Origin of the sequence: Planotetraspora thailandica, assembly GCF_016863335.1 — a bacterium.
Classification (GTDB): Bacteria; Actinomycetota; Actinomycetes; order Streptosporangiales; family Streptosporangiaceae; genus Planotetraspora; species Planotetraspora thailandica.
This window is the reverse complement of sequence record NZ_BOOR01000093.1, coordinates 1-22945: the sequence shown is the minus strand read 5'-3', so window position 1 is coordinate 22945 and position 22945 is coordinate 1. Positions and strand designations below refer to the sequence as shown.

The 22945-nt window shown below is 70.4% G+C and carries 13 protein-coding genes and 1 pseudogene; 3 read left to right on the top strand and 11 right to left on the bottom strand.

Features of this window, described 5'->3' with window-relative positions; genetic code table 11:
• Window positions 1-353: 353 nt before the first annotated feature.
• From Pth03_RS40010 to Pth03_RS39960, 11 genes are all read right to left on the bottom strand, one after another.
• Window positions 354-1718: an alkaline phosphatase family protein gene (locus tag Pth03_RS40010; protein ID WP_203949742.1), complete on the bottom strand. Its 1365-nt coding sequence runs from the start codon at window positions 1716-1718 to the stop codon at window positions 354-356.
• The gene (eboE, locus tag Pth03_RS40005; protein ID WP_203949741.1) at window positions 1715-2881 is read right to left on the bottom strand and encodes a metabolite traffic protein EboE; all 1167 of its coding nucleotides are present in this window, start codon (window positions 2879-2881) and stop codon (window positions 1715-1717) included. The genes Pth03_RS40010 and eboE overlap by 4 nt, the downstream gene beginning before the upstream one ends.
• 88 nt (window positions 2882-2969) lie before the next feature.
• Complete coding sequence (locus tag Pth03_RS40000; RefSeq protein ID WP_203949740.1) at window positions 2970-8708, bottom strand: ThuA domain-containing protein; 5739 nt, start codon at window positions 8706-8708, stop codon at window positions 2970-2972.
• Window positions 8709-8745: 37 nt separating this feature from the next.
• Window positions 8746-9621 (bottom strand): TatD family hydrolase, encoded by an 876-nt coding sequence (locus Pth03_RS39995; RefSeq protein ID WP_203949739.1) that lies wholly within the window; start codon window positions 9619-9621, stop codon window positions 8746-8748.
• The gene (locus Pth03_RS39990) at window positions 9621-10268 is read right to left on the bottom strand and encodes an EboA domain-containing protein (RefSeq protein WP_203949738.1); all 648 of its coding nucleotides are present in this window, start codon (window positions 10266-10268) and stop codon (window positions 9621-9623) included. The genes Pth03_RS39995 and Pth03_RS39990 overlap by 1 nt, the downstream gene beginning before the upstream one ends.
• Window positions 10265-11110, bottom strand: coding sequence for a sugar phosphate isomerase/epimerase family protein (locus Pth03_RS39985; protein ID WP_203949737.1), 846 nt, complete (start codon window positions 11108-11110; stop codon window positions 10265-10267). The genes Pth03_RS39990 and Pth03_RS39985 overlap by 4 nt, the downstream gene beginning before the upstream one ends.
• Complete coding sequence (locus tag Pth03_RS39980) at window positions 11107-12003, bottom strand: SCO3242 family prenyltransferase (RefSeq protein WP_203949736.1); 897 nt, start codon at window positions 12001-12003, stop codon at window positions 11107-11109. The genes Pth03_RS39985 and Pth03_RS39980 overlap by 4 nt, the downstream gene beginning before the upstream one ends.
• Window positions 12000-13145, bottom strand: a complete 1146-nt coding sequence (locus Pth03_RS39975) for an inositol-3-phosphate synthase (protein WP_203949735.1) — start codon at window positions 13143-13145, stop codon at window positions 12000-12002. The genes Pth03_RS39980 and Pth03_RS39975 overlap by 4 nt, the downstream gene beginning before the upstream one ends.
• Before the next feature lie 156 nt (window positions 13146-13301).
• A complete protein-coding gene (locus Pth03_RS39970; protein WP_203949734.1) occupies window positions 13302-14915 on the bottom strand; it encodes a ThuA domain-containing protein in 1614 nt (537 codons plus the stop codon).
• Between the two features lie 74 nt (window positions 14916-14989).
• Window positions 14990-17809, bottom strand: a complete 2820-nt coding sequence (locus Pth03_RS39965; protein ID WP_203949733.1) for a carbohydrate-binding protein — start codon at window positions 17807-17809, stop codon at window positions 14990-14992.
• A 152-nt stretch (window positions 17810-17961) separates the two neighbouring features.
• Window positions 17962-19257 (bottom strand): ROK family transcriptional regulator, encoded by a 1296-nt coding sequence (locus Pth03_RS39960; protein WP_203949732.1) that lies wholly within the window; start codon window positions 19255-19257, stop codon window positions 17962-17964.
• Window positions 19258-19519: 262 nt separating this feature from the next.
• On the opposite strand from Pth03_RS39960, the gene Pth03_RS39955 reads away from it, so the two are divergent.
• The 3 genes and pseudogenes from Pth03_RS39955 to Pth03_RS39945 form a co-directional block, all read left to right on the top strand.
• Window positions 19520-20848, top strand: a complete 1329-nt coding sequence (locus tag Pth03_RS39955) for an ROK family transcriptional regulator (RefSeq protein WP_239119760.1) — start codon at window positions 19520-19522, stop codon at window positions 20846-20848.
• Between the two features lie 157 nt (window positions 20849-21005).
• Window positions 21006-22532, top strand: coding sequence for a sugar ABC transporter ATP-binding protein (locus Pth03_RS39950; protein ID WP_203949730.1), 1527 nt, complete (start codon window positions 21006-21008; stop codon window positions 22530-22532).
• A gap of 116 nt (window positions 22533-22648) precedes the next feature.
• Window positions 22649-22945: pseudogene (locus tag Pth03_RS39945) on the top strand (ABC transporter permease); the annotation flags it as partial.

The window sequence follows — 22945 nt, the reverse complement described above, 5'->3', positions numbered from 1 at the left end:
GACGCCGCCGGACAACCGGCGCGGCTGCGACCAGCCATGCCGCTTCATCATCGAGATCAGGCGACACCGCACGGTTATCGGGCGAAACGCCGCACGGGCCACCGTAGGGAGCCACATAAAGCGGAGACTCGCCGCGCGAGCCCTCCCGCATGCCGGGCTGCCCGGACGCGGCACCGTACAGGCACCGCGCCCGAGTCGCCGTAAATCCACCCGTGCGGCGGCGGCATCCGAGTCGGTAACGCGCAGGCCGTCGGGACCGCGCCGCGAACGGGCGCCCGGGGCGGCGCCGCCAGAACGGCCCCGTGGGGCAGGCGACGACGCCGGCCGGGCAGCGTGACCCGTCTGGCTGGTGCTTACGCCGGGCCGATGCCGGCGAGGCGGAGCAGGAGTGACTTCACCTCTGTCGCCGCGTATGACTGCTGATCGAGCGTTTCGCTGCTGAGCACGACGGGACCGTCGAGCGGATCTGAAGGGAGGCGGCCGTGGCTGCCGCGGACGATGGAGGGGTCGAGGGGCACGACCGGCATCGTGTAACGCATGCCCAGTTCCTTGCGCGCCAGAGCGAGCGCGGCCTTGGCCTTCACGAACGGATCGTCCGGGTTGAAGAAGAGCTCGGCCGGGTCGTATCCGGGTTTGCGGTGGATGTCGACTCCACGGGCGAAGTCGGGGGCGAGGGCGTCATCGAGCCAGTAGTAATACGTGAACCACGAGTCGGGGGCGGCGACGGCCACCAGTTCGCCGGCCCGGGAGTGGTCGAGGCCGTACTCGGCCTTGCCGTCCTGGTCGAGCACCTCGTCGACGCCGGGCAGGGATTCGACCAGGGCTCTGACCGCGGGGATGTCGGCGGGGTCCCGCACGTATATATGGGCGAGCTGGTGGTCGGCGACGGCGAACGCCCGGGAGGTCCACGGGTCGAGGTATTCCATTCCGGCCTGGCGGTAGACCGACAGGAGGCCCTCGGCTCGCAGCACCCTGTTGACGTCGACGGGGCGGGACACATCGGTGATGCCGTACTCGGACAGGACCACGGTGACCGCGCCTGCGGCGGCCGCGTCGTCGAGCAGCGGGCCGAGGGCGGTGTCGATCTGACGGGCGGCGGCGATCGCCTCCGGTCCGGACGAGCCGTACCGCTGCAGGTCGTAGTCGAGGTGGGGCACGTAGACCAGGGTGAGGTCGGGGTGTTCGCGGGCGAGCACGAGCCGGGATGCGTCGACGATCCACTGACTGGAGGTGATGTCGGCCTTCGGACCCCAGTAGGAGAACAGCGGGAACCGGCCGAGCTCGCGTGTGAGGTCGTTCCGCAGCGACGGCGGGGTGGTGTAGCAGTCGGGCGATTTGCGCCCGTCGGCGTGGTAGACGGGCCGTGGGGTGACGGTGAATTCGGTGGCGGCCCCCATGGCGTACCACCAGCAGATGTTGGCGACGCGATAATCGGGGTGCGATTTGCGCGCGTCGTCCCAAATCTTGGGGCCTTCGACGAGTGCGTTGTGCTGGCGCCACAGCAGCACTTCGCCGACGTCCCGGAAGTACCAGCCGTTGCCGACGATCCCGTGGTCGCGCGGCATCGCACCTGTGAGCAGGGTGGCTTGCACCGAGCAGGTGACGGCGGGCAGCACGGTGCGCAGTTGCGCCGGGGCGCCGAGCTTGGCCAGGTTGGGCATGTGGTCGAGCAGCCGGGGGGTGAGCCCGACCACGTCGATGACCACCAGGGGTCTCATGGGGTCTCCTCTTTCAGCCCTAGGTCGATCAGGCGTTCGCGAGCCCAGGCGAGCTCGTGCGCGATGCCTTCGGCGAGGTCGGCGGGGGTGCGGGGCCGCCGGTCCTCGGGCAGCGCCTGCCAGGTGTACGTCTCCACCTCGACGTGGTGCGTGCGGGCGACGGGCCCGCCGAGCAGCGCCCGGAGGGTTCCGCCGAGCACGTCCTGTGTGGAGGCGAGGGGCGGGGCCGGCGCGGCGTGCAGCGGCACGTGGAAGTGCACCCGCCAGGGCGAGCCGCCGTCCAGCTCTCCGGCGAGCGCCCCGCCGAGGTCGTCGGCGCCGGGCCACTGGTCCCGTTCGCGGGTCTGGTGGATGAAACGCGGCTCGTCGAAGGCCCGCAGGGCATCCCGTACGGCAGGCTCGGCGGGGTGGTCGGCCTGCAGGGCGCAGGACGCCTGGAGCTTGACCACCGGGAGCCGGGCTGCGTCGAGGCGGTCGAGCGCCTGCTCCGGCTTCTCGAACTGCACGGCGAGGTGGCAGGCGTCGAGGCAGACGCCCATGAGGGAGGGGTCGAGGCCGGACAGGTGCTCGGCGGCCTGGGCGGTCGTCTCGACGACGCAGCCGGGCTCGGGCTCGAAGCCGACGCGGATGACGCGGCCGGTCGAGGATGCGATGACGGCGAGGCCCTCGGCGAGCTCGTCGAGTCTGCGCCGCGCGGCGGACGCCTGTTCGGGAGTCCACGGGGTGCGCCACGCCAGGGGCAGGGTGGAGACGGTGCCGGAGGTCACGTCTGCGGGCAGCAGCGCGGCCAGCAGCCTGGCCACGTCGAGCGTGTAGTGGAGGCGCTCGGGCGTGGTCCAGTCGGGGTGGTAGACCCGCAGCTTGGACGCGCCCTCGTCGTGGAAGCTGCGGTAGGGAAAAGCGTTGAGGGTGACGACCTCCAGCCCGTGGCCGGTGAGGGCGTCGCGGAGCCGTACGACCTGGGTGGGGTCGGCGATCAGGGTGTCGGCGACGGGACGGGACAACCACAGGCCGACGCCGAGCCGTGCGACGCCCAGTCGTTCGCGGACGGGCGCCGCGTAGTCGCGCAGTTGGGCGAGCACGCCGTCGAGGTCTTCTGCAGGGTGCACGTTGGTGCAATAGGCGAGGTGGACGGCCGAGCCGTCCTGGTGCCGGAATCTCACGATCGTTCCTTCGCTCCGACCGACAAGGAGACGGGCGGGGACGGGGCGGCCCGCCGAAACGGGCCGCCCCTCCTTTGCTGGCCGCGGCTTAGGCGGAAGGCCCGTTCAGCCGCGCGATGATCGCGTCGGCGTCGCGGGTCAGCACGTTCTTGACGTCAGCCACGGTGACGACCTTCGGGTCGGCGACGAGGGTCTTGAAGTTCTTCAGCTCCTTGATGGTCTTGGTGTCGTTGCCGTTCGCCTCGGCCTTGCGGGCCTGGGAGAGCTGGTCCTGGAGTTTGTTGGCGTTCTTCTGGCTGAGCCAGCCGGTCGCCGCGAAGCGGTCGATCAGGTTGGCCATGTCACGCGTCGAGGTGGTGATGCCGAACGAGACGGACTGCACCGTCTTGTTGCCGGCGTTGTCCGTCGCGGTGACCTGCAACTCGTGCGTGCCGAGCGGGAACTCGAACAGCGACCGCAGCAGCCCGGACTGGAACGGCTCGCCGTCCAGCCGGCCCGCCAGGGTCTTGACCCCGGAGGTGCTGTCCACGGCCTGCCAGGTGATGCGCACGTCCTGGCTGTCGCCATAGATCTGCCCGGCGGCGATGCCGGAGACGAGGACCGTCGGCTTGGTTCCGTCGATCTTCAGCGTGGCGGCCTTCTCGGTCTCCACGTTTCCGGCCTTGTCCTTCGCCCGGTACGCCACGGTGTGGGTGCCGTCGCCGGTCACGTTCACCGGCTCGGTGTAGGCCTTCCACGCTCCGCCGTCCAGGGCGTACTCGATCCCGGACACCCCGGACGTCGCGTCGGTCGCCGCCAGCGTGACCGGCACGGTGGCTCCGTGCCAGCCGTCGTCGTTGGCGGGTGCGAACTGCGCCGTGGTGAGCGGGGCCGTCGCGTCCTTCTTCACGTCGACCGACCCGGTGGCGGTGTTGCCGGCCTTGTCCGTGGCCCGGTAGGCCACGGTGTGCGCGCCGTCCGCCGCGAGGCTCACGGGGCCGGTGTAGGCCGCGTACGGCCCGCCGTCCACGCTGACCTCGGTCTTGTCGACACCCGACTCCTCATCGGCCGCGGTCACGGCGACCGCGACGCTGGACACGAACCACCCGTTGGCGCCGTCGGGCGCGGCCGGGACGGTCGCGGCCGAGACGGTCGGCGGGGTGGTGTCCGGCTGCTCGCCCCACGAGGCGCGGAAGTAGGCGAACTTCGCCGTCTTCACCGCCGTCTGGTTGACGCCGAAGGCGAACACGCCGACCTTGGCCCCGCTCACGGCGGCGTTCGTCACCGGGGTCGGCGAGCCGACCTCGGTCCACGTGGCGCCGTCGGCCGAGTAGTAGCCGTGGTAGGTGTTGCCCTGCTTGGCCAGACGCAGCCACCAGACACCCTGGGTGAGGTTGGACACCCCGGGCTGCGGGTCCTGCACGGTGTTGCCGACCTCGCTGCGCAGCTCGAGCCTGCGGGTCACCGCAGAACCGGCAGCGTTGTCGGCGACGTAGTCGAACTTGACGTAGTTGCCGTCGTCGCCGTACGCGATGAGACCGCCCTGCTGGTACTGCTCATTGAACGCGCTGCCGTCGACCTTCGTCTCGACGGTCCAGTCCCCGGCGGGCGGGGTCTGCAGGATGAAGTTCTTCGGGTTGGAGTTGTCCGTCCCGTAGATGTCACCCTTGCTGAGGTCGATCTCGAGGTTGCCGCCGGTCACCCGCACAGCGGTGGGGTCAGGACGGACGACGGTGCTCCACCGGCACTGGTCGAGCGAGGTGCCGTCGAACTCGTCGTTCGGGTCCGAAGGCCCGGTGGCGGTGTCGTCCGGCAGGAGCTGGAACCAGTCGAACGCCGCGTCGATCACCGTACGGTTGCCCGTGCTGGCGAACGAGGTCAGGCCGATGCGCGGGTTGTTGATCCCGGCGATCAGCTTGTCCGTCTGCGGCATCTGGGTCCACGTCTCACCGTCGGCGGAGTACGCCGCCGCGAGGCGGGTGCCGTCACTCGACAACCGCAGGTACACGGTGTCGGGGAACGCCGCTCCGAGGCTGCCGGTGTTGGACTGGGCCACCTCGTTGGGCTGGCCGTTCTCCTCCCTGATGTACTGGATGATGCGCCCGGCCGCACCGCTCGTGCCGCGACCCTGGATCACCAGCTTGGCGTAGTTGTCGTCGTCTCCGTACAGGAGCAGACCGGCCTGCTGGTACTCGGTGCGGGCCGCGATCGTCACCTTGGTCGTCGCCTGCCACGCACCGTTCGGAGCGGGCTGGACCACGATGTTGGTGACGGGCGTCGTGTTGCCTCCGCTGTAGATCTCGGTGGCGGAGGTCGGGATGTGCAGGCTGCCGCCGGAGACGGTCAGGTCCTGGTTCTCCCTGATGACGGTCCACTTGTTGTGGTCGAGCGTGGTGCCGTCGAAGCCGTCGGACTTGCCGGTGAGGCAGGTCGTGCTCGGGCTGTCGACGACCACCTGGACGTGCTCGGTCCGGGCGGCGCCCTTCGTGTCGGTGACCGTCACCTGGGCGTCGTAGGTTCCCGGCGCCTGGTAGGTGTAGGTCGCGTCCTGCGTGGTGGGCTGCGGAGCCCCGGCGACGCCGAAGTTCCACTTGTAGGTCAGCGGCACGTTGCCGTCCGGGTCGTTGCCCACACTGTGGAAGGCGACCTGGAGCGGAGCCACGCCCCGCGTCGGCGTCGCCGTCGCGGTGACCGTGGGCCGCTGGTTGTCGGTGACGCCCTGGCCCTCGAAGTCGACCCAGTTGACGTTCAGCAACGAGTCGTTGTTGCCGCCCGCGGGCTTACGGACCACGAAGAACAGCGGCCCGGTCGTCGTCGGCGGAGTGGTCAGGTCGACCGGGAAGTTCTGGTACGTCTGCCAGCCTCCCGTGTTCGGCACGGTCGCCTTGCCCACGAGGGGCCCGTCGGCCGTACCGGAGTGGATCTCGATCACGCCGCCCGTCGTGTCGGACGCGGCGCGGAAAGTGATCCGCCCGATCCCGGACAGGTTGGCCGGCGTGACGGACCAGAAGTCGCCGTCCTCGATGAAGCCGATGTCCTCGAAACCGCCCTGGGGGTCGGACGCCGTCTCGACCTTGACGCCGGGGTCGCCGGTGCCGGTGCCGTCGGGGACGCGGCCGGTGGTCGAGTAGAACTCGGCCTGCTTGCGCTTGGGCTGCAGGATGACCTGGGCCCTGCCGGTCAGCGACTTGGAGCCGCCGGCGCCGCCCTTGTCGGCGTAGCTGGCCTCAAGCACGTAGAAGACGTTGTCGCCTTCGGTGTGGCCCGAGGACAGCGTGGTCTGCACGGTGCCGGAGCAACCGGTGTACTGGTCGAGCGGGTGGCCGTGCGTGTCGTGCCCGAGCACCGCCTGGATCTGGACGTCGTCACAGTCGACGGCGCCGTCCTCCGGGTCGGTGACCGTGACGTCGAACTTGACCTGGTCGCCGAACTCGAAGAAGCCACCGTTCGGCGGGAGGTTGATCGTCACCGTGGGCGCGGTGTTGCCGACCGTGATCGGCACGCTCGCGGCGGCGGTCTTGCCGTCCTCGTCGGTCACCGTGAGGGTGGCGCTGAAGTCGCCGTTGCCCTGGTAGGTGTGGGTCGGCGAGGCCTCGGTCGAGTCGGTCGTGCCGTTCCCGTCGAAGTCCCACGCGTACGTGATCGGCGAGCCGTCGGGGTCACGTGAGCCTTCGCTGGAGAACTTCACGGTCAGCGGCGCCGGACCGGAGGTCTTGTCGGCGACCGCCTTCGCGATGGGCGCGCGGTTCCCCTTGACGTAGTCGATGCGGTAGACGCCGGAGTCGGTGTTGTCACCGCCGAATCCGGAGCCCCACTCGATCAGGTAGAGCGCGCCGTCGGGGCCGAACTTCATGTCCATGGGCTTCTTGAAGCCCATGGTCCCGAAGATCTGGTTGATGTCGGTGAGCTTGCTGCCGTCCTCGTTGAGCTGGAAGGAGTACAGCTTGTCCTGGTTCCACTCAGCGAAGATCGCCTTGCCGTCCCAGTACGCCGGCCACTTGCGGTCGGAGACCAGGTTGGGGTCGAACCGGTAGGCGGGACCCGCCATGGGCGCGCCACCACCACCGAGCTCGGGGAAGGCGGGGTCGGCCGCGTAGTGGTAGTAGACCATCGCCGGGAGGGCCGCAGGCAGGTCGGTCAGACCCGTGTTGTTGGGCGAGTCGTTCTTCGGCGCGGCGCAGTTGAACGCCGAGCCCGACTGGCCGGTCGCGAAGTTGTAGTCGATGTAGGGCTTGTTGTTGCCCACGCAGTACGGCCAGCCGTAGAAGCCGGGCTTGTTGAGGATGTCCCATTCGACCGTGTTCTCCGGACCACGGGTGGCGCTGGCGTTTCCGGCGTCAGGACCGTAGTTGGCCACGAGGAGCTTGTGGGTCTTGGGGTCGATCCCGATCCTGAACGGGTTGCGGAAGCCCATGCCGTAGATCTCGGGGCGGGTCTTCGCGGTGCCCGGCGGGAACAGGTTGCCCGCGGGGATCGTGTACGTCCCGTCGGACTCGGGGTGGATGCGCAGCACCTTGCCGCGCAGGTCGTTGGTGTTGGCGGCGGTGCCCTGGGCGTCCCAGGAGGAGCGGCCCGACTGCTCGTCGATCGGGGCGTAGCCGTCGGAGGCGAACGGGTTGGTGTTGTCGCCGTTGGCCAGCCACAGGTCGCCGGTGGCCTTGTCGAACACCATGCCGCCACCGTGGTGACAACATTCGGCCCGCTGGACGGGGATCTCCAGCAGGACCTTCTCGCTGGCCATGTCGATCGTCCTGTCGGCGTTCACGGTGAAACGCGACAGCCGGTCGACGACCTTGGCCGTGGGCGAGTAGTAGAGGTACATCCAGTGGTTGTCGCCGAAGTGGGGGTCGAGGGCCATGCCGAGCAGGCCGCTCTCGTTGGCGGTGAACACGTTGAGACGCCCGGTGCTCACCAGGCCGCCGTCCGGCTTGACGGCCTTGATGTCGCCGAGGCGGTCGATGTAGTAGACGGTGCCGTCAGGGGCGACGTCCAGCATCATCGGGTTCGACGTGTTGTCGTCGAGCGTGACCTTCTCGAAGCTTCCGTCCAGGCTCGCGGAGCAGTCGGCGTCGACCACGCCGGCCGCCGTCTGGATGCCGCCGAGCAGCAGGTGGAGGAAGTTCGGGTCGGTGTAGCTCTCCTCGGTGTGGCCGAGACCGGTGTACCAGGAGCGGCCGCCGTCGTAGTCCTGGCACCACGTGTTGGGGTGGTCGACCCCCATCGTGCTGCCGGTGTAGGACGAGGCGTCCAGCGAGGTCAGGACGTGGACCGTTCCCCTCGGGTCGGTCTGGTAGTCGTACCACTCGTCCGTACGGGACCACTGGGTGGGCAGTCCCTCGGTGGACGGGTGGGCCGGGTCCTCGACCTTGACCGTGGCCTGCTGGATGTTGGGGTGCTGCTTGAAGTACGCACCGACCAGCTTGCCGTACCAGGCCCAGTCGTATTCGGTGTCGGCCGCGGAGTGCACGCCGGCGTAGCCGCCGCCCGCCTCGATGTACTTCTCGAAGGCCGCCTGCTGGGTGTCGTTGAGCACGTCACCCGTCGTGGACATGAAGATGACCACCTGGTACTGCGCCAGGTTGGCGTCGGTGAAGGCGCCGGCGTCCTCGGTGGCGTCGACGGTGAAGTTGTTCTCCTGGCCGAGTTTCTGAATGGCCGCGATGCCGTTCGGGATCGACGAGTGCCGGAATCCCGCGGTCTTGGAGAAGACCAGCGCTTTGAAGGGAGCTTCCGCGGCGGCCTGCGCCACGGAGCCTGGAGAAACAATGCCGATGGATAAGCCGAGAAGGGCGGCGGCCAGTATGGCCAGTGCCTTTCTGATGGATCGTGCGAGCTTGCTGCGGGTCATCGCCCACCTTTCCAAGCGACGTGCATTTGGATCTTCCTCACGCGGGGGTGCCGCGTAAGACTGTGTTGCCGGCGTAGTCACCGCCGGCGGTGATGGGGTCGCCGTCGGAGGCGGTGACGCCGGAAAGATCCAGGCGACCGCTCTGCGCGTAGAAGGCGACGGGGTTGGACCAGAGCACGGTGTCGACGTCGGCCTCGGAGAAGCCGGCGGCGAGCATGGCGTCGCCCACGGCGCGGGTCTTCAGCGGGTCGCTGCGCCCCCAGTCGGCGGCGGAGTTGACCAGGACCCGGTCGAGACCGTGCTCCTTGAGGATCGTGACCATCCGGTCGACGTCCATCTTCGTGTCGGGGTAGACGGAAAAGCCCATCCAGCAGCCGCTTTCCGCGACCATGGCGACCGTCATCTCGTTGAGGTGGTCGACCAGCACCCGCTCCGGAGGCAGGCCGGATTCGCGCACGACGTCGAGGGTGCGCCGGGTGCCCGCCGCCTTGTCGCGGTGCGGGGTGTGCACCAGCACGGGCAGGCCGTGTTCGGCGGCCAGAGCGAGCTGCCGGGTGAGTGCCTCGTCCTCGGCGGGACTGATCTCGTCGTATCCCACCTCACCGACCGCGACCACGCGGTCCTTGGCGAGATACCGCGGCAGCATGTCGAGCACGGCGTGCAGGCGCGGGTCGTTCGCCTCCTTCGGGTTCAGCGCGATCGTGCAGTGGTGCACGATGCCGAACTGCGAGGCGCGATACGGCTCCCAGCCGAGCAGCCCGTCGAAGTAGTCGGCGAAGGTGCCGGCGGACGTGCGCGGCTGGCCGAGCCAGAAGGCCGGCTCCACCAGGGCCCGCACCCCGGCCGCGTACATGCGCTCGTAGTCGTCGGTGGTCCGTGAGGTCATGTGGATGTGGGGGTCGAAGATACGCATCAGCGTTCCTCTCCGATGAGGGCGTTGATCCTGGTCAGCACGGTGGGGTGGCGCTCGACGAGCGGCCACACGTCGGCGGGCACCTCGCGCCCGGCGAGGAGGCGTTCCTCGGCGTAGTCGGCCATCATCCGGGCCAGCTCTTCGTCGCAGCGCGTGTCGAGCCCCGACACGAAGGCGAGTGGAACGCCGACGAAGACGCACTTCAGCACGGCGTGCCGGTAGGTGTGGTCGGGCAGGTTCGCCGCCGCGTAGGGGCCCATCGCGGCCTGGATCAGCCGGGTGTCGCTGGTGCGCAGCGCGTCGCGCACGATCGGGACTCCGGCCTCGCCGAGGTCGGAGGCGTCCGCGAGCGCGGCCAGCGAGCGCAGCACCGCGGCACGCTCGGCCGCGTCGCCGTGGGAGTACAGCTCGAAGAGCGTCTCCCCCAGCTCGGCGCCCTTGCGCGGCAGCGCCAGCAGCAGGCGCACCCGGACGACCTCGTCGACCGTCCATCCCGGCGCGCCGGGCACGGGGCCCCGGCCGCACATGCGCCCCGCCGCGGGGAACAGCGCGTCGAGCGCCCGGGCGTCGGCGCGGACCCGCTCCACGGCGGACTCCAGCCAGCGTGCGCCCTCTTCGGTCAGGGTGATCTCCGGCACGTGTGTCATCTGTCCTGCCCGCCTTTCTGGTTCTCGCGTAGGAAGCGCAGCGAACGCTCGGCGACCGCGGGGCCCGCGTGGCTGTGCCGGGGAAGCTCGACCCCGACCAGCCCGCGGTATCCGACCTCGTCCAGCGCGGCCAGGACGGGCGGGAAGTCGATCTCCCCCTCGCCGAACTCCAGGTGTTCGTGCACGCCGCGGCGCATGTCTTCGATCTGCACGTTGACGAGGTACGGCCCGGCGCGGCGCACGCAGTCGGGCACGGGGATGGGCTCGAGGCAGCGGCAGTGGCCGATGTCGAGGGTCAGGCCGAGCCGTTCCGGCGACCCCATGAGCGCGTGCAGCCCTTCGAAGCCGGAGATGTCCTCGACGAGCATCCCCGGCTCGGGTTCGAATCCGAGCGTGACGTCCCTGGCCACCGCCTCGTCGAGCACCGTGGCCACTCCCCTGGCGAGGTTGTCCCAGGCGTCGTCCGCCGTGACCTCCGGTGGGCGGATCCCGCTCCAGAACGAGACGGCCTCCGCGCCCAGGTCCGCCCCGATCCGTACGGCACGGCACAGCAGGTCGATTCGGGCGGCGGCCGTTTCCACCGGGTGGAGCAACGTCGGGTGGTGTTTGCGGAAGGGGTCGAGCACGTAGCGCCCGCCCGTCTCGATCACGACGGCCAGGCCGAGCTCGCCGAGCCGTTTGGCCACTCGGCCGACCTGGTGGCCGATGTCGGAGGCGTAGGGGTCGAGGTGCCCGGCGTCGAGCGTGAGCGCGACGCCGTCGTATCCGAGCGCGGCCACGACGGCGAGCGCCTCGTCGAGCCGGTGGTTGGTGAGCCCGTTGGTCCCGTAGGCGAATCTCACGTCGGGGACACCTTCCTGGACAGTCTCCGTGCGAGGGGGTGGGCCGCCGCGAGTGCGGCGGCCGCGGCGAGGCGGCCCCGCCCGGCGGTGAGCGCGGCCTGCAGGGGAAGCACGCCGAGGATGCTCTGGCCGACGGCCGCCCTGGTCGTTCCCGGCTCGGGGTTGCGGGCCGCCGCGAGCTGCGCCTGGCCCACGAGCCCGGCGTAGGCCAGAGTCAGCCCGAAGCCGGCCAGCCGCCCCACCGCCGTCCCTGCCGAGCGGTTGACGTGGACGGCCGCCAGGCCGGTGGCGACGGCCGTGGCGGTCAGCGCGGTGGCGGACCGGGCCGCCGATCCGCCGGTGACCTCTCCGCGGCTGAGCGCGGTGACCCCGTAGGTGTGCGCGGCGACGGCGCCCGCCGTGAGCAGGTCGGCCCGCCGGTCGGCCGGCGGGCCGCCGCGTGGCCTGCCCGTACCGCCGAGCAGCACGTCGAGGCCGCGCGCCGCCGCCATCGCGAGCGGGCCCGCCGCGGTGTCCTTGAGCGCGAGGTCGTAGGCCCACACGACCGCGGCGAGGCCGGTGGCGACGCCGAACGCCTCCCGTCCTCCGGTGGCGGCCGCGAGGGCGATTCCGGCCGCGGTGAGCCCGGTGGCCAGGCCGAGTGCCTGCCCGGGCCTGACCCGGCCGGACGGGATGGGCCGTTCGGGCCGTTCCCGGGCGTCCAGGTCGCGGTCGGCGTAGTCGTTCAACGCCATGCCGGCCCAGTAGAGGCACACCGACGACAGCGCGGGGGCGGGGCCGGCCGCGCCTCCTGCGGCGGTGTCGCCGGGCACGGTCAGTGCCGCAGGGGCACGGACGAGTTCGGCGAGCGTCGCGAGGTCGGGGGTCGAGCCGGGCGTCACGACACGCGTCATGAGCGGGCCCATTCGCGCAGCCGGTCATATTGCGCCTGGAGCCGGTGCTCGTCGCTCGCGACGGGGTCCTTGAAGAAGAACCCGAGCTCGGAGACCGCGCCGGCCTGTCCGCGTTCGTGTGCGAGGGCCATCAGCCGGGCCAGGTCGAGCACCAGGGGCGCGGCGAGGGCGGAGTCGCAGCCCTGCCAGGTGAACTGCATGGACATGCGGACGCCGAGGAAGCCTTCGAAGGTGATGTGGTCCCAGGCGGTCTTCCAGTCGCCGAGGTGGGCCACGTGGTCGATGTGCGTCTGGCCCTCGACGGGGTGGCCGAGGATCGCGGGCAGCGCACGGTCCTTGGAGATCTTCTTGCTCTGCCCGGCCGCGGGGTCGGCCAGGGTCGCTCCGTCGCCTCCGCCGAGCAGGTTGGTGCCCGACCAGGACCGCACGGCCAGGGCGCGGGTGGCGAACATGGGGGCAAGCGCCGTCTTGAGCAGGGTCTCGCCCGTCTTGGCGTCCCTGCCCGCGTACGGCACGCCGCGGTCTCGTGCCAGTTCGTCGAGCGCGGGCAGCCAGGCGCCGGTGGACGGGGTGAAGTCGATGTAGGGGCAGCCGGCGCTGAGCGCGGCGTAGGCGTAGAGCGAGCTCGGCGGCAGCACCTCCCCGGGTTCGCCGAGCGCGGCGGTGAGCGCGCCGAGGTCGTCGTGCGCCGGGTGCGGGGCCACGGGCGGCTCCGTCGAGGCCACATGCACGACGATCACGCGCGTGAGCCCGCGCCGCTCGCGGAAGTCGGTGATGTCGCTGATCAGGGAGTGTGCGATCGCCGCCTGGGTGCGATTTTCATCGCTGCGGGTGCTCTCGATTCCCGGACGGATCTCGGCGTCCGCCGCCTCCAGGTCGTGGCGGACCAATTCGGCCAGCGGCGCCGGGATGACCCCGCCCCGCGTCAGCTCCTCGGCCTTCTTCGGCAGCGGAGTGCTGGAGATGTCGTGCCCGCCGAAGACGAGCCGGTCGATCGGCGGCAGGCCCGCCTCGGCGAAGTCGGGTCCCGCCGTCACGCAGCCGACGGGCGCCGCGAGCCCGGCGCGTAGCGCCGCCGCTCCCGTGACGACCGTCGTGGCCACCGATCCTCTCGCCCCTACCAGCCACACGCCGATGTCCATCGGTAACTCCCTCTTTCCTGGGCCGGGTCGCCGACTTGCCCGGCCTTCTTTCGTGGGCCGGTCGCACGCGAGCCGGCCTGTGTTCCGAGTCGGGGAGGATGCCCGGCCCTACCGGGCACCCTCCGGGTGGTCAACGGGTCGTCGGGGTAATCGGGGTCATCGAGTGATGGTGAAGGTGTCGATGTCGAACAGGGCTCCGGCGCCGCCGGAGAAGGTGAGGAACAGCGGGCCCGTCGCCGTGCCGGTCAGGTTGGTCGTGACCGTACGGAAGGTGTCCCAGCTGCCGGTGTTGGTGACCGCGACCGTGCCGAGCACGGTGCCGGTCTGCGAACCCGAGCGGATCGTGATCGTCCCGCCCGCGCCCGCCGAGGAGAACTTCGCGGTGAACGTCTTGGCGCCCTGCGTGTTCACCTGCGAGTAGCCGGCCCAGTCGCCGTTGTCGATGTAGCCGAGCGTGTTGCCGCCGCTGGCTCCGCCGTGGCCGGCCGGCTGCACCCCGAACTGGGAGGTGTAAGCCTCACCCTCGGTGGTGGTGCTGACGGGCGGGGTGGGCGTGGGAGTCGGGGTCGGGGTGGGGGTCGGCGTCGGGGTGGTGGTGTTCCTGGTGATGGTGAAGGTGTCGATGTCGAACAGCGAGCCCGCACCGCCGGAGAAGCTGAGGAACAGCGGGCCCGTCGCCGAACCGGTCAGGTTCGTCGTCACCGTCTGGAACGTGTCCCAGCTGCCGGTGTTGGGGACGGCCACCGTGCCGAGCACCGTGCCCGTCTGCGAACCCGAGCGGATCGTGATCGTCCCGCCCGCGCCCGCCGAGGAGACCTTCGCGGAGAAGGTCTTGGCGTTCTGGGTGTTCACCGACGCGTAGCCGGCCCAGTCGCCGTTGTCGATGTAGCCGAGCGTGTTGCCGCCGCTCGCGCCCGCGTGCCCGGCCGGCTGCACGCCCGACTGCGAGGTGTAGGCCTCGCCTTCGACGGTGGTCGAGTCGCCGGTGGGCGGCGGGGTGGTGGGCGGGTTGCAGTTGGCCTGCACCATGCCGGCCGTGTACCGGATGCCGCCGAGCACCAGGTTGCGGTAGTTCGTGTCGGCGTACGACTCGATGGTGTGCCCGAGCCCGGTGTAGAACGACCGGCCCGACTGCTGCGGGTGGCACCACGTGATCGGGTGGTCGCCGGCCATTTCGCCGCCGGAGTAGCTGGTCTCGTCCAGGCTCTGCAGGACGTGGACCGTGGAGCGCGGGTTGGTGCGGTAGTTGTACCACTCGTCGGTCCGCGTCCAGGTCGTCCCGAGGCCCGTGGTGGCGGGGTGGGTGCGGTCCTCGTTCTTGACGACCGCCTGCTGGATGGCCGGGTGGCTCTTGAACCACGCCCCGACGAGCTGGCCGTAGTAGGGCCAGTCGTACTCGGTGTCGGCGGCGGCGTGGATGCCCACGTAGCCGCCTCCCCCGTCGACGTAGGTGCTGAACGCGGTCTGCTGGGTGGCGTTCAGGACGTCGCCGGTGGTGCTGAGGAAGACGACCGTCTTGAACTGCGCGAGGTTGGCCGCGGTGAAGGTGTTCGCGTCCTCGGTGGCCGTGACGGTGAAGTTGTTGGCCGCGCCGAGGTCGCGGATCATCTGGATGCCCGCGGGGATCGAGTCGTGCCGGAAGCCGGCCGTCTTGCTGAAGACCAGCACCTGGTAGGCGGGGTCGGCCGCCTGTGCCGCCGGGGGCGCGAGCTGGGTCGCGATCAGCGTGGCGGCGACCAGCGCCAGGCCGCGCCGCGTGTACCTGATCATGATTGTCCTTTCGGAGGAAGAACGCGCGTGCCGGGTGGCGGAGGCCGGGATCACCCGGCCTCCGCCACGGGTGATCACCGGGTGATCGTGAAGGTGTCGATGTCGAACAGGGAGCCGGCCCCACCGGAGAAGGTGAGGAACAGCGAGCCCGTCGCCGTGCCGGTCAGGGTCGTGGAGACCGTCTGGAAGGTGTCCCAGCTGCCGGTGTTGGGGACCGTCACCGTGCCGAGCACGGTGCCGGTCTGCGAACCCGAGCGGATCGTGATCGTGCCGCCCGCGCCCGCCGACGAGACCTTCGCCGCGAAGGTCTTGGCGCCCTGCGTGTTCACCTGCGAGTAGCCGGCCCAGTCGCCGTTGTCGATGTAGCCCATGGTCGTGCCGCCGCTGGCTCCGCCGTGACCCGCGGGCTGCACACCCGACTGGGAGGTGTAGGCCTCGCCCTCGGTGGTGGTCGGGGTGCCTCCGCCGCCGGTGGTGGTGTTGAAGGTGAAGGCGTCGACGTCGAACAGGCTGCCCGCGCCGCCCTTGAACACCAGGTACACCGTCTGGGTTCCGCTCGGCACGTTGGCCAGCGAGACGTTGACGTTGACGAAGGTGTCCCAGCTGCCGGTGTTGGCCACGGTCGCCGAGCCGAGGAGCGTGCCGGTCGCCGAACCGGTGCGCACCTCGAGGGTGCCGCCGGCGCCGCCCGACGAGACCCGGGCGGTCAGGCTGGTGGCCCCGGTCAGCGTGTACGGCGTGAAGGAGATCCAGTCACCGTTGTCGATGTAGCCGACCGTCTTGGCGCCTTCGGCGCCGGCGTGGTCGGCGAGCTGGATGCCCTGCATGGCGGTGTAGTGCTCGCCCTGGCGGTGCTTGGGCTGCAGAGTGCGCGTGCTGACCGAGGTCAGGCCGCCCTTGTCGGTGTAGGAGGCCTCGAAGACGCCGAAGATGTTGGCCGCGGCGTCGTGCTCACCGTCGGTCGGGGTCGTCAGCGTTCCGGAGCATCCGGTCTTCGACGTGATCTGGTGGCGGTGGGAGTCGTGACCCAGGAAGTAGGTGACGGTGACCTTGCTGCAGTCGATCGTGCCGTCCTCGGGGTCGGTGACGGTGACCGTGTAGGGCACCGTGTCGCCGAACGCGAAGAGCGAGCCGTTGACCGGCGTGGACAGGTTCACGGTCGGCGCGGTGTTGCCCACGCTCACGACCAGGCTCGCCGTACCGGTCAGGCCCTGGGGGTCGCGGACCGTCAGGGTGGGCGTGTAGGTGCCGTTGGCCGTGTAGGTCTTCGTGGGGTTGGCCGCGGTCGAGGTGGTGCCGTCGCCGAAGTTCCACGAGTAGGTCAGCGCGCCGCCCTCGGGGTCGGAACTGCCGGCCGAGGAGAAGTTGACCGTCAGCGGGGCGACGCCGGAGGTCTTGTCGACGGTCGCCCTGGCGATCGGGTTGCGGTTGGTGCCGCCGATGTACTCGATCCGGTACAGCGCCTGGTTGTTGCTGCCGGAGCCGTAGTCGAGCACGTAGAGCGCGCCGTCGGGGCCGAAGGCCATGTCCATGACCTGCGTGCCGGTCCAGGGGAAGTCCCCGATGTCACCGTAGGTGCCGTCGGCCTTGACCTCGATCGCCTTGATCCACCTGCGGCCGTACTCGCCGGCGAAGAACCGCCCGTCGAGCGACTGCGGGAACTTGATCGCGGAGTTGAGCGAAGCGTTGTACCGGTAGACCGGGCCGCCCATGGGCGACTCGGAGCCGCCGCCGAACTCCGGCGGGGATCCCGCGTCGCCGTACTTGATCCAGGACGGCTTGGCCGGGGGCAGCGTGGTCAGGCCCGTGTTGCGGAAGGAGTTGTTGGTCGGGCCGCCGGCGCAGTTGTACTTGGCCGACGAGGGACCGCTCGGGAACGTGTACTCGTTGTAGGTTTCCGCCGTGGTGTTGGTGCCCGTGCAGTACGGCCAGCCGTAGTTGCCGGGGGCGGTGATCCGGTTGAACTCCACCTGCCCGCCGGGGCCGCGGTTCGCGTCGGCGCCGCCGGCGTCCGGCCCGTAGTCGCCCAGGTAGACGATGCCGGTGGCCTTGTCGACCGACATGCGGAACGGGTTGCGGAAGCCCATGCCGTAGATCTCGGGCCGGGTCTTGGCCGTGCCGGGCGGGAACAGGTTGCCCGCCGGGATCGTGTAGGTCCCGTCCGCCTCCGGGTGGATCCGCAGCAGTTTGCCGCGCAGGTCGTTGGTGTTGGCGGAGGACCGCTGCGCGTCGAACTGCGGGTTGCGGTCGGTGCGCTCGTCGATGGGCGAGTAGGCGCTCGACTCGAACGGGTTGGTGTCGTCACCCGTGGTGAGGTAGAGGTTGCCCTGCGCGTCGAAGTCGATGTCGCCGCCGACGTGACAGCACTGCCCGCGGTCGTTGGGCACCACGAGCACGACCTTCTCGCTCGCGAGATTGAGCGTGTTGTCGGTGTTGAGGGTGAACCGCGACAGGTGCAGCTCGCCCTTCCACTGGTCGAACTGCGCCTGCGTGCCGCTGGTGGGCGCGTCCCCGCCGGGGGTGCTCAGCGTCGGCGAATAGTACAGGTAGATGTACCTGTTCGTCGCGAAGTTCGGGTCCGCCGCGACACCCTGGAGGCCTTCCTCGTCATGGGTGTACACGTTGAGCTTGCCGGCCACCTTGGTGTTGCCGGCCGCGTCGGTGACCCGGACCGTGCCATCTCTGGAGGTGTGGACGACCGAGCGGTCGGGGAGCACCGCGAGGGACATCGCTTCTCCGCCGAGCTCCGCGGAGCCGACGGCCAGCTGAACCTGCTGGTAGTCGGAGGCGGGGATGACGGAGGCCTGGGTCGCCGGGGCCGTCGCCACGCTGGCGGCCATGACCAGCGAGAAGGCCGATAAAAGCGGGACCCACGACCGAAGACGTGGAGACATTGGGGTCCTTCCTGACTTGGGGGGTTAAGTCAGCAAGGCGCGCGCCGCCGCGCTTGTTGCCGGTTGGTGCGTTTGTACTCAATGTCGTAATTACCTGGAGGGGTGCCACCCGCCCCCAGCTGTCCGCGAAAAACCTCCTCAGAATTAGCAGGTCATATTCTTTGACCTGCAATGTTATGTGCGATCGGGGCCGAACCGATCGCTGTCGGGTCCTCCATGATGTGGTCAATGACCATGCTCGCGGCGCCCCGTGACGCGGCGCCGAAACCAAGGTCGGAAGCCAGGAAACGGCAGCGGGCCGCGGGCCCGGCCACGACGAGCTGCTCCAGCTCCGCCTGAGCCGGCGGGATGAGCTGCTCGGCGAGCCGTGCGAAGTAGCCGCCGACCACGATCACGCGTGGGTTGAAGAGGTTGGCCAGGATGGAGCCGCCGAGGCCGAGCCATCTGCCGACCTCCGCCACCGCGTCCGCCATCCGGCGGTCGCCCGCCGCGAGGTCGCGCGCGATCTCCGTCGCGCGTTCGTCGGGGTCGGGGGCGGGTGCGCCGTCCAGCCCGTACGTCTGGTCGCGGACAGCCACTCTGACCAGGGCGGAGAAGCCCACCTTGGTCTCCCAGCAGCCGATGCGGCCACAGCCGCACCGCTCGCCCGCCGGGTCGACCGGCAGGTGGCCGACCTCGCCGGCGAAGCCGTCCGCACCGCCGAGGAGGCGCCCGCCGACGATGATGCCGCCGCCGACGCCGACCTCACCCGTGAGGGAGATCATGTCGGGCGTGCCCGCGGCGACGCCGAAGGCGTATTCGGCGAGGGCGGCGAGGTTCGCGTCGTTGTCGACGAAGACGGGCACCTGCAGGGCGCCGAGCTCAGCGCGCAGCCGCTCGGCGAGGGGCAGGCCGTGCCAGCCGAGGTTGGGCGCGACCGCGACAATGCCCCGCACGCTGTCGACCAGGCCGGGGACTCCGACCACGATGCCGCCGGGAGAGGCGCCCGCCCGTTTCATGTCGCCGATGACCCGCCTGGTCACGCGCCCGAGCTCGACGAGCGAGCGGTCGGGGCCGTGACCCATGGCGTCGAAGCCGATCCTGCGCTCCACCAGCACCCGGCCGCTCAGGTCGGTGCCGTGGACCGCGATGTAGTCGACGTTGATCTCCATGCCGAGCGCGCCCACATGGGATCCGTCGAGGGCCACCGCGCGCCGCGGGCGGCCGATGGCTCCGGCGCGCTCGGTGCCGACCTCGCGGACCAGCCCGCGCTCGAGCAGTTCGGCCATCAGGCTGGAGACGGTCGCGCGGTGCAGGCCGGTCGAGTCGGCGATGTCGGCGCGCGAGCAGGGGCCCTCATCACGCAGGTGACGCAGCACGAGCGCCAGGTTGGCGCGGCGCAAAGAGGCATGCCCAAGAGGCTGGCCGCCGTTGCCGGCCGAGCGCACGGAGGGTTGCCTCTGGATCAACGCGGGACCGCCTTTGTATGTATCCAAAATTAATTAACGTGTTTATAACACGGGCGTCACAGGGGCGCACCAGGCCCTTCGATAACGAATCCGCATCGCACAAATCGCCGCGCCACGTTACGCAAGCGTTACGTAAGGCGAAGCGTTTCGACGCTTGCACGCCCTTCGAGACCGCGCTTTTAATTCGACCAGCCATGCAAATTAATTCGCCGGGCCACACATGTGGTCCTGTTCGGCATGCAATCGAAGCGAGGAGGACCGCGTGCGGCGCGACGGCACCTGGAGCAGCGGCCCAGGCACCCCCAACAGGCGGGGCCCGGCCGATCAGGCGACCGTTCGCCGTTCCAACCTGGCCCTGGTGCTGAGACATCTGCGCGAGCATGGCGCGCGGTCGAGGTCCGCGGTCGCGGCGGAGACGGGCCTGAACAAGACCACGGTGACGAGCCTCGCCAGCGAGCTGCTCGCGCGCGGCCTCATCAAGGAGACCGGGCCGCAGTACGCCGGCGCGGTCGGCCGCCCCGGGCTCGCTCTGGCGCTGGACGGCTCAGGGGTCGGCGCCCTCGGGCTGGAGGTGAACGTCGACTACATCGCGGCGTTCGCCACCGACCTGTCCGGCCGGGTGCTGCTCGACTGGCGGATCAGCTTCAACGCGATGAACTGCGCTCCCGAGCGGTCGCTCGACGAACTGGCCAAGGCGATCAGGCAGGCGATCAACGAGCTCGCCCTCCTGGGCGTCACGGTCGCCGGGATCACGGTCGCCGTGCCCGGGCTCATCGACACCACCACGGGAACCGTCGACGTCGCACCCAACCTCGGCTGGTACGGCGTGCCCGTCGGGAACGTCCTGTCCCGCGCCGACGTCTCGCGGGACGTGCCGGTGACGGTCGGCAACGACGCCAACCTGGCCGCGCTCGCCGAGTTCACCAGCGGAGTGGCCGCGGGCACCCCCGATCTGGTCTATCTCACCGGCGAGGTCGGCATCGGCGGCGGCATCATCGCCGGCGGGCGCCTCCTCGGCGGTGCGGACGGCTTCGCCGGCGAGGTGGGCCACGTGCCCGTCGACCCGGCGGGCGACCGGTGCGGCTGCGGGCGCATCGGCTGCTGGGAGACCAAGGTCGGCCTGGCCGTACTCGTCCGGATGGTCACCCCCGAACGTGCGTACGGCACGCACGACGCGGTGGTGCGCGACCCGGAGGAGCGCCTGGCCGAGATCGAGCAGCGGCGCGCGGCCGGAGACCCGCGCGTCAACGAGGCCATCACCGAGGTCGGCCGCTGGCTCGGCCGCGGCGCGGCCACCCTGGTCAACCTCTTCAATCCGCGAGTCATCGTCCTTGGGGGGTACTTCGCGAGGCTCGCGGACCAGCTCATCCCTGTCGCGCAGACCGAGCTCGAACGATGGGGGGTGGCGGGGTCGATCGCCCGCTGCTCGTTCGTCGCCTCCGACCTCGGTTTCTGCGCCGCGTCACGCGGGGCGGCGGGCATCGTCGTCGAACGCGTCCTGTCCGATCCCACGACGGTGGACATCCGCGCCAGCGCGATGCCCGCCCCAGAGCCCGCCACAGGCGAAAGCGCGGCGGACCCGCCGCGCTGACCACAGACCCCCGTCCGCCCGGCAGGCCGAGTTCCGGAGGCGAAGTCGTTCCCGCCGACCTCGGCTTCGTCCCGGCGGTGCCGCTTCGAGCCCGCCGGGCGGACGGGCCCCGACCTCATCAGGCAAAACCCAGCGAGACAGGACACAGGAGGCACCCATGCCGGAGTCATCCGCCGACGCGGCGCCGTTTCTCGTCATGCGCGGGATCGTCAAGCAGTTCCCCGGCGTGCGCGCGCTCGACGGCGTCGACCTCGAGGTCCGCGCGGGCGAGGTGCACTGCCTGCTCGGCCAGAACGGCGCGGGCAAGTCGACCCTTATCAAGACCCTCGCCGGCGCGCACCAGCCGGACGAGGGCACCATCACCCTCGGCGGCGAGCCCGTGCGGCTGACGTCGCCGATCGCCGCGATCAAGCTCGGCATCTCGACCATCTACCAGGAACTCGACCTGGTCGACGGGCTCAGCGTGGCGGAGAACATCTACCTCGGCCACGAACTCTCCCGGTTCGGCTTCACCCGGTCGGCGCAGGCCTCCAAGGCGGTGCGCGACCTGCTGACCAGGCTCGGCCACCCCGAGATCCGCCCCACCACCGAAGTGGGGTCCCTGTCCCCGGCGGCCAAGCAGGTCGTGAGCATGGCGCGGGCCCTGTCGCACGAGACCCGCCTGATCATCATGGACGAGCCGTCGGCCGCCCTCGCCCACGACGAGGTGAGCAACCTCTTCCGCATCATCCGCGAGCTGACCTCCCAGGGCGTGGCCGTCGTCTACATCTCCCACCGGCTGGAGGAGATCCGCGAGATCGGCGACCGGGTCACGGTGCTGAAGGACGGCCGGACCGTCGCGGTCGGCCTGCCCGCCAAGGAGACGGCGACCTCGCAGATCGTGTCCCTGATGACCGGCAGGAACGTCGAATACGTCTTCCCGCCCCGGCCCGCCCCCGGCAGCCACGACGGCCGCCCCGAGGTGCTGCGCGTGGAAGGGCTGAGCGTGCCCGGCCGGGTCAGGGACGTCTCCTTCTCCGTGCGCGCCGGTGAGATCGTCGGCCTGGCCGGGCTGGTCGGGTCCGGGCGCTCGGAGATCATCGAGGCGGTGTACGGCGCCCGCCGCTCCGGCGGCCGGGTCTTCCTCGACGGCGAGCCCGTGCGCTCGGGCGGCCCGACCAAGGCCGTACGGCTCGGCATGGGTTTGGCACCCGAGGAGCGCAAGGCGCAGGCCCTGCTCCTCGACCAGAGCGTCGCGCGGAACATCACGCTCGGCGCGCTGAACAGATACTCCCGGTTCGGCTGGCTGGACCGGGGTCGTGAGATGGCCGACGCCCACGAGCACGTGAAGGCGCTGGACATCAGGCCGGCGGATCCCCGGCGGCCCATCAGGACGCTGTCCGGGGGGAACCAGCAGAAGGCCGTTCTGGCCCGATGGCTGGTGGACGGCCGCAAGCTGCTCCTGCTCGACGAGCCGACACGCGGCGTGGACGTCGGCGCGCGCGCCGAGCTCTACGCGGTGATCCGCCGGCTGGCCGACGAAGGCGTCGGGGTGCTGCTGGTCTCCAGCGAGGTGCCCGAGGTCCTCGGCCTGGCCGACCGGGTGCTGGTCGTCAGGGACGGCACGATCATCCACGAGTCCGGAGCTCAGGAGCTGGACGAACACGCGGTTCTGGACATGATCATGGAAGGGAGCCTCGCATGAGCGAGCCCCGAGTTCCGTCCGTCGCCGAGCCCGCACAGCCGCGGCCCGACGCCGGCCGGCCCGTCACGACAGCGGGGCCCCTCGCCCGTCTGGGGAACGTTCCTCATCTGGGGTTGGTGGCGGCGCTGGTGTTGCTGGCGCTGGTGGGGGTGGTGACGGCGCCGGACACGTTCGCGACGTCGTCGAATCTGGTCAGCATTTTGGCGTTGGCTTCGACGATCGGTGTGATCACGGTGGGGGCGACCTTCGTGATCATCGGTGGGGGGATCGATCTGTCGGTCGGTGCGGTGATGGCGTTGGCGTCGGTGTGGGCGACGACGCTGGCCACGCAGGCGTACGGGCCGTGGGTGATGGCGGTGTGCGCGATTGCGGTGGGGACCGGGGCCGGGTTGGTGAACGGGTTCCTGGTGTCC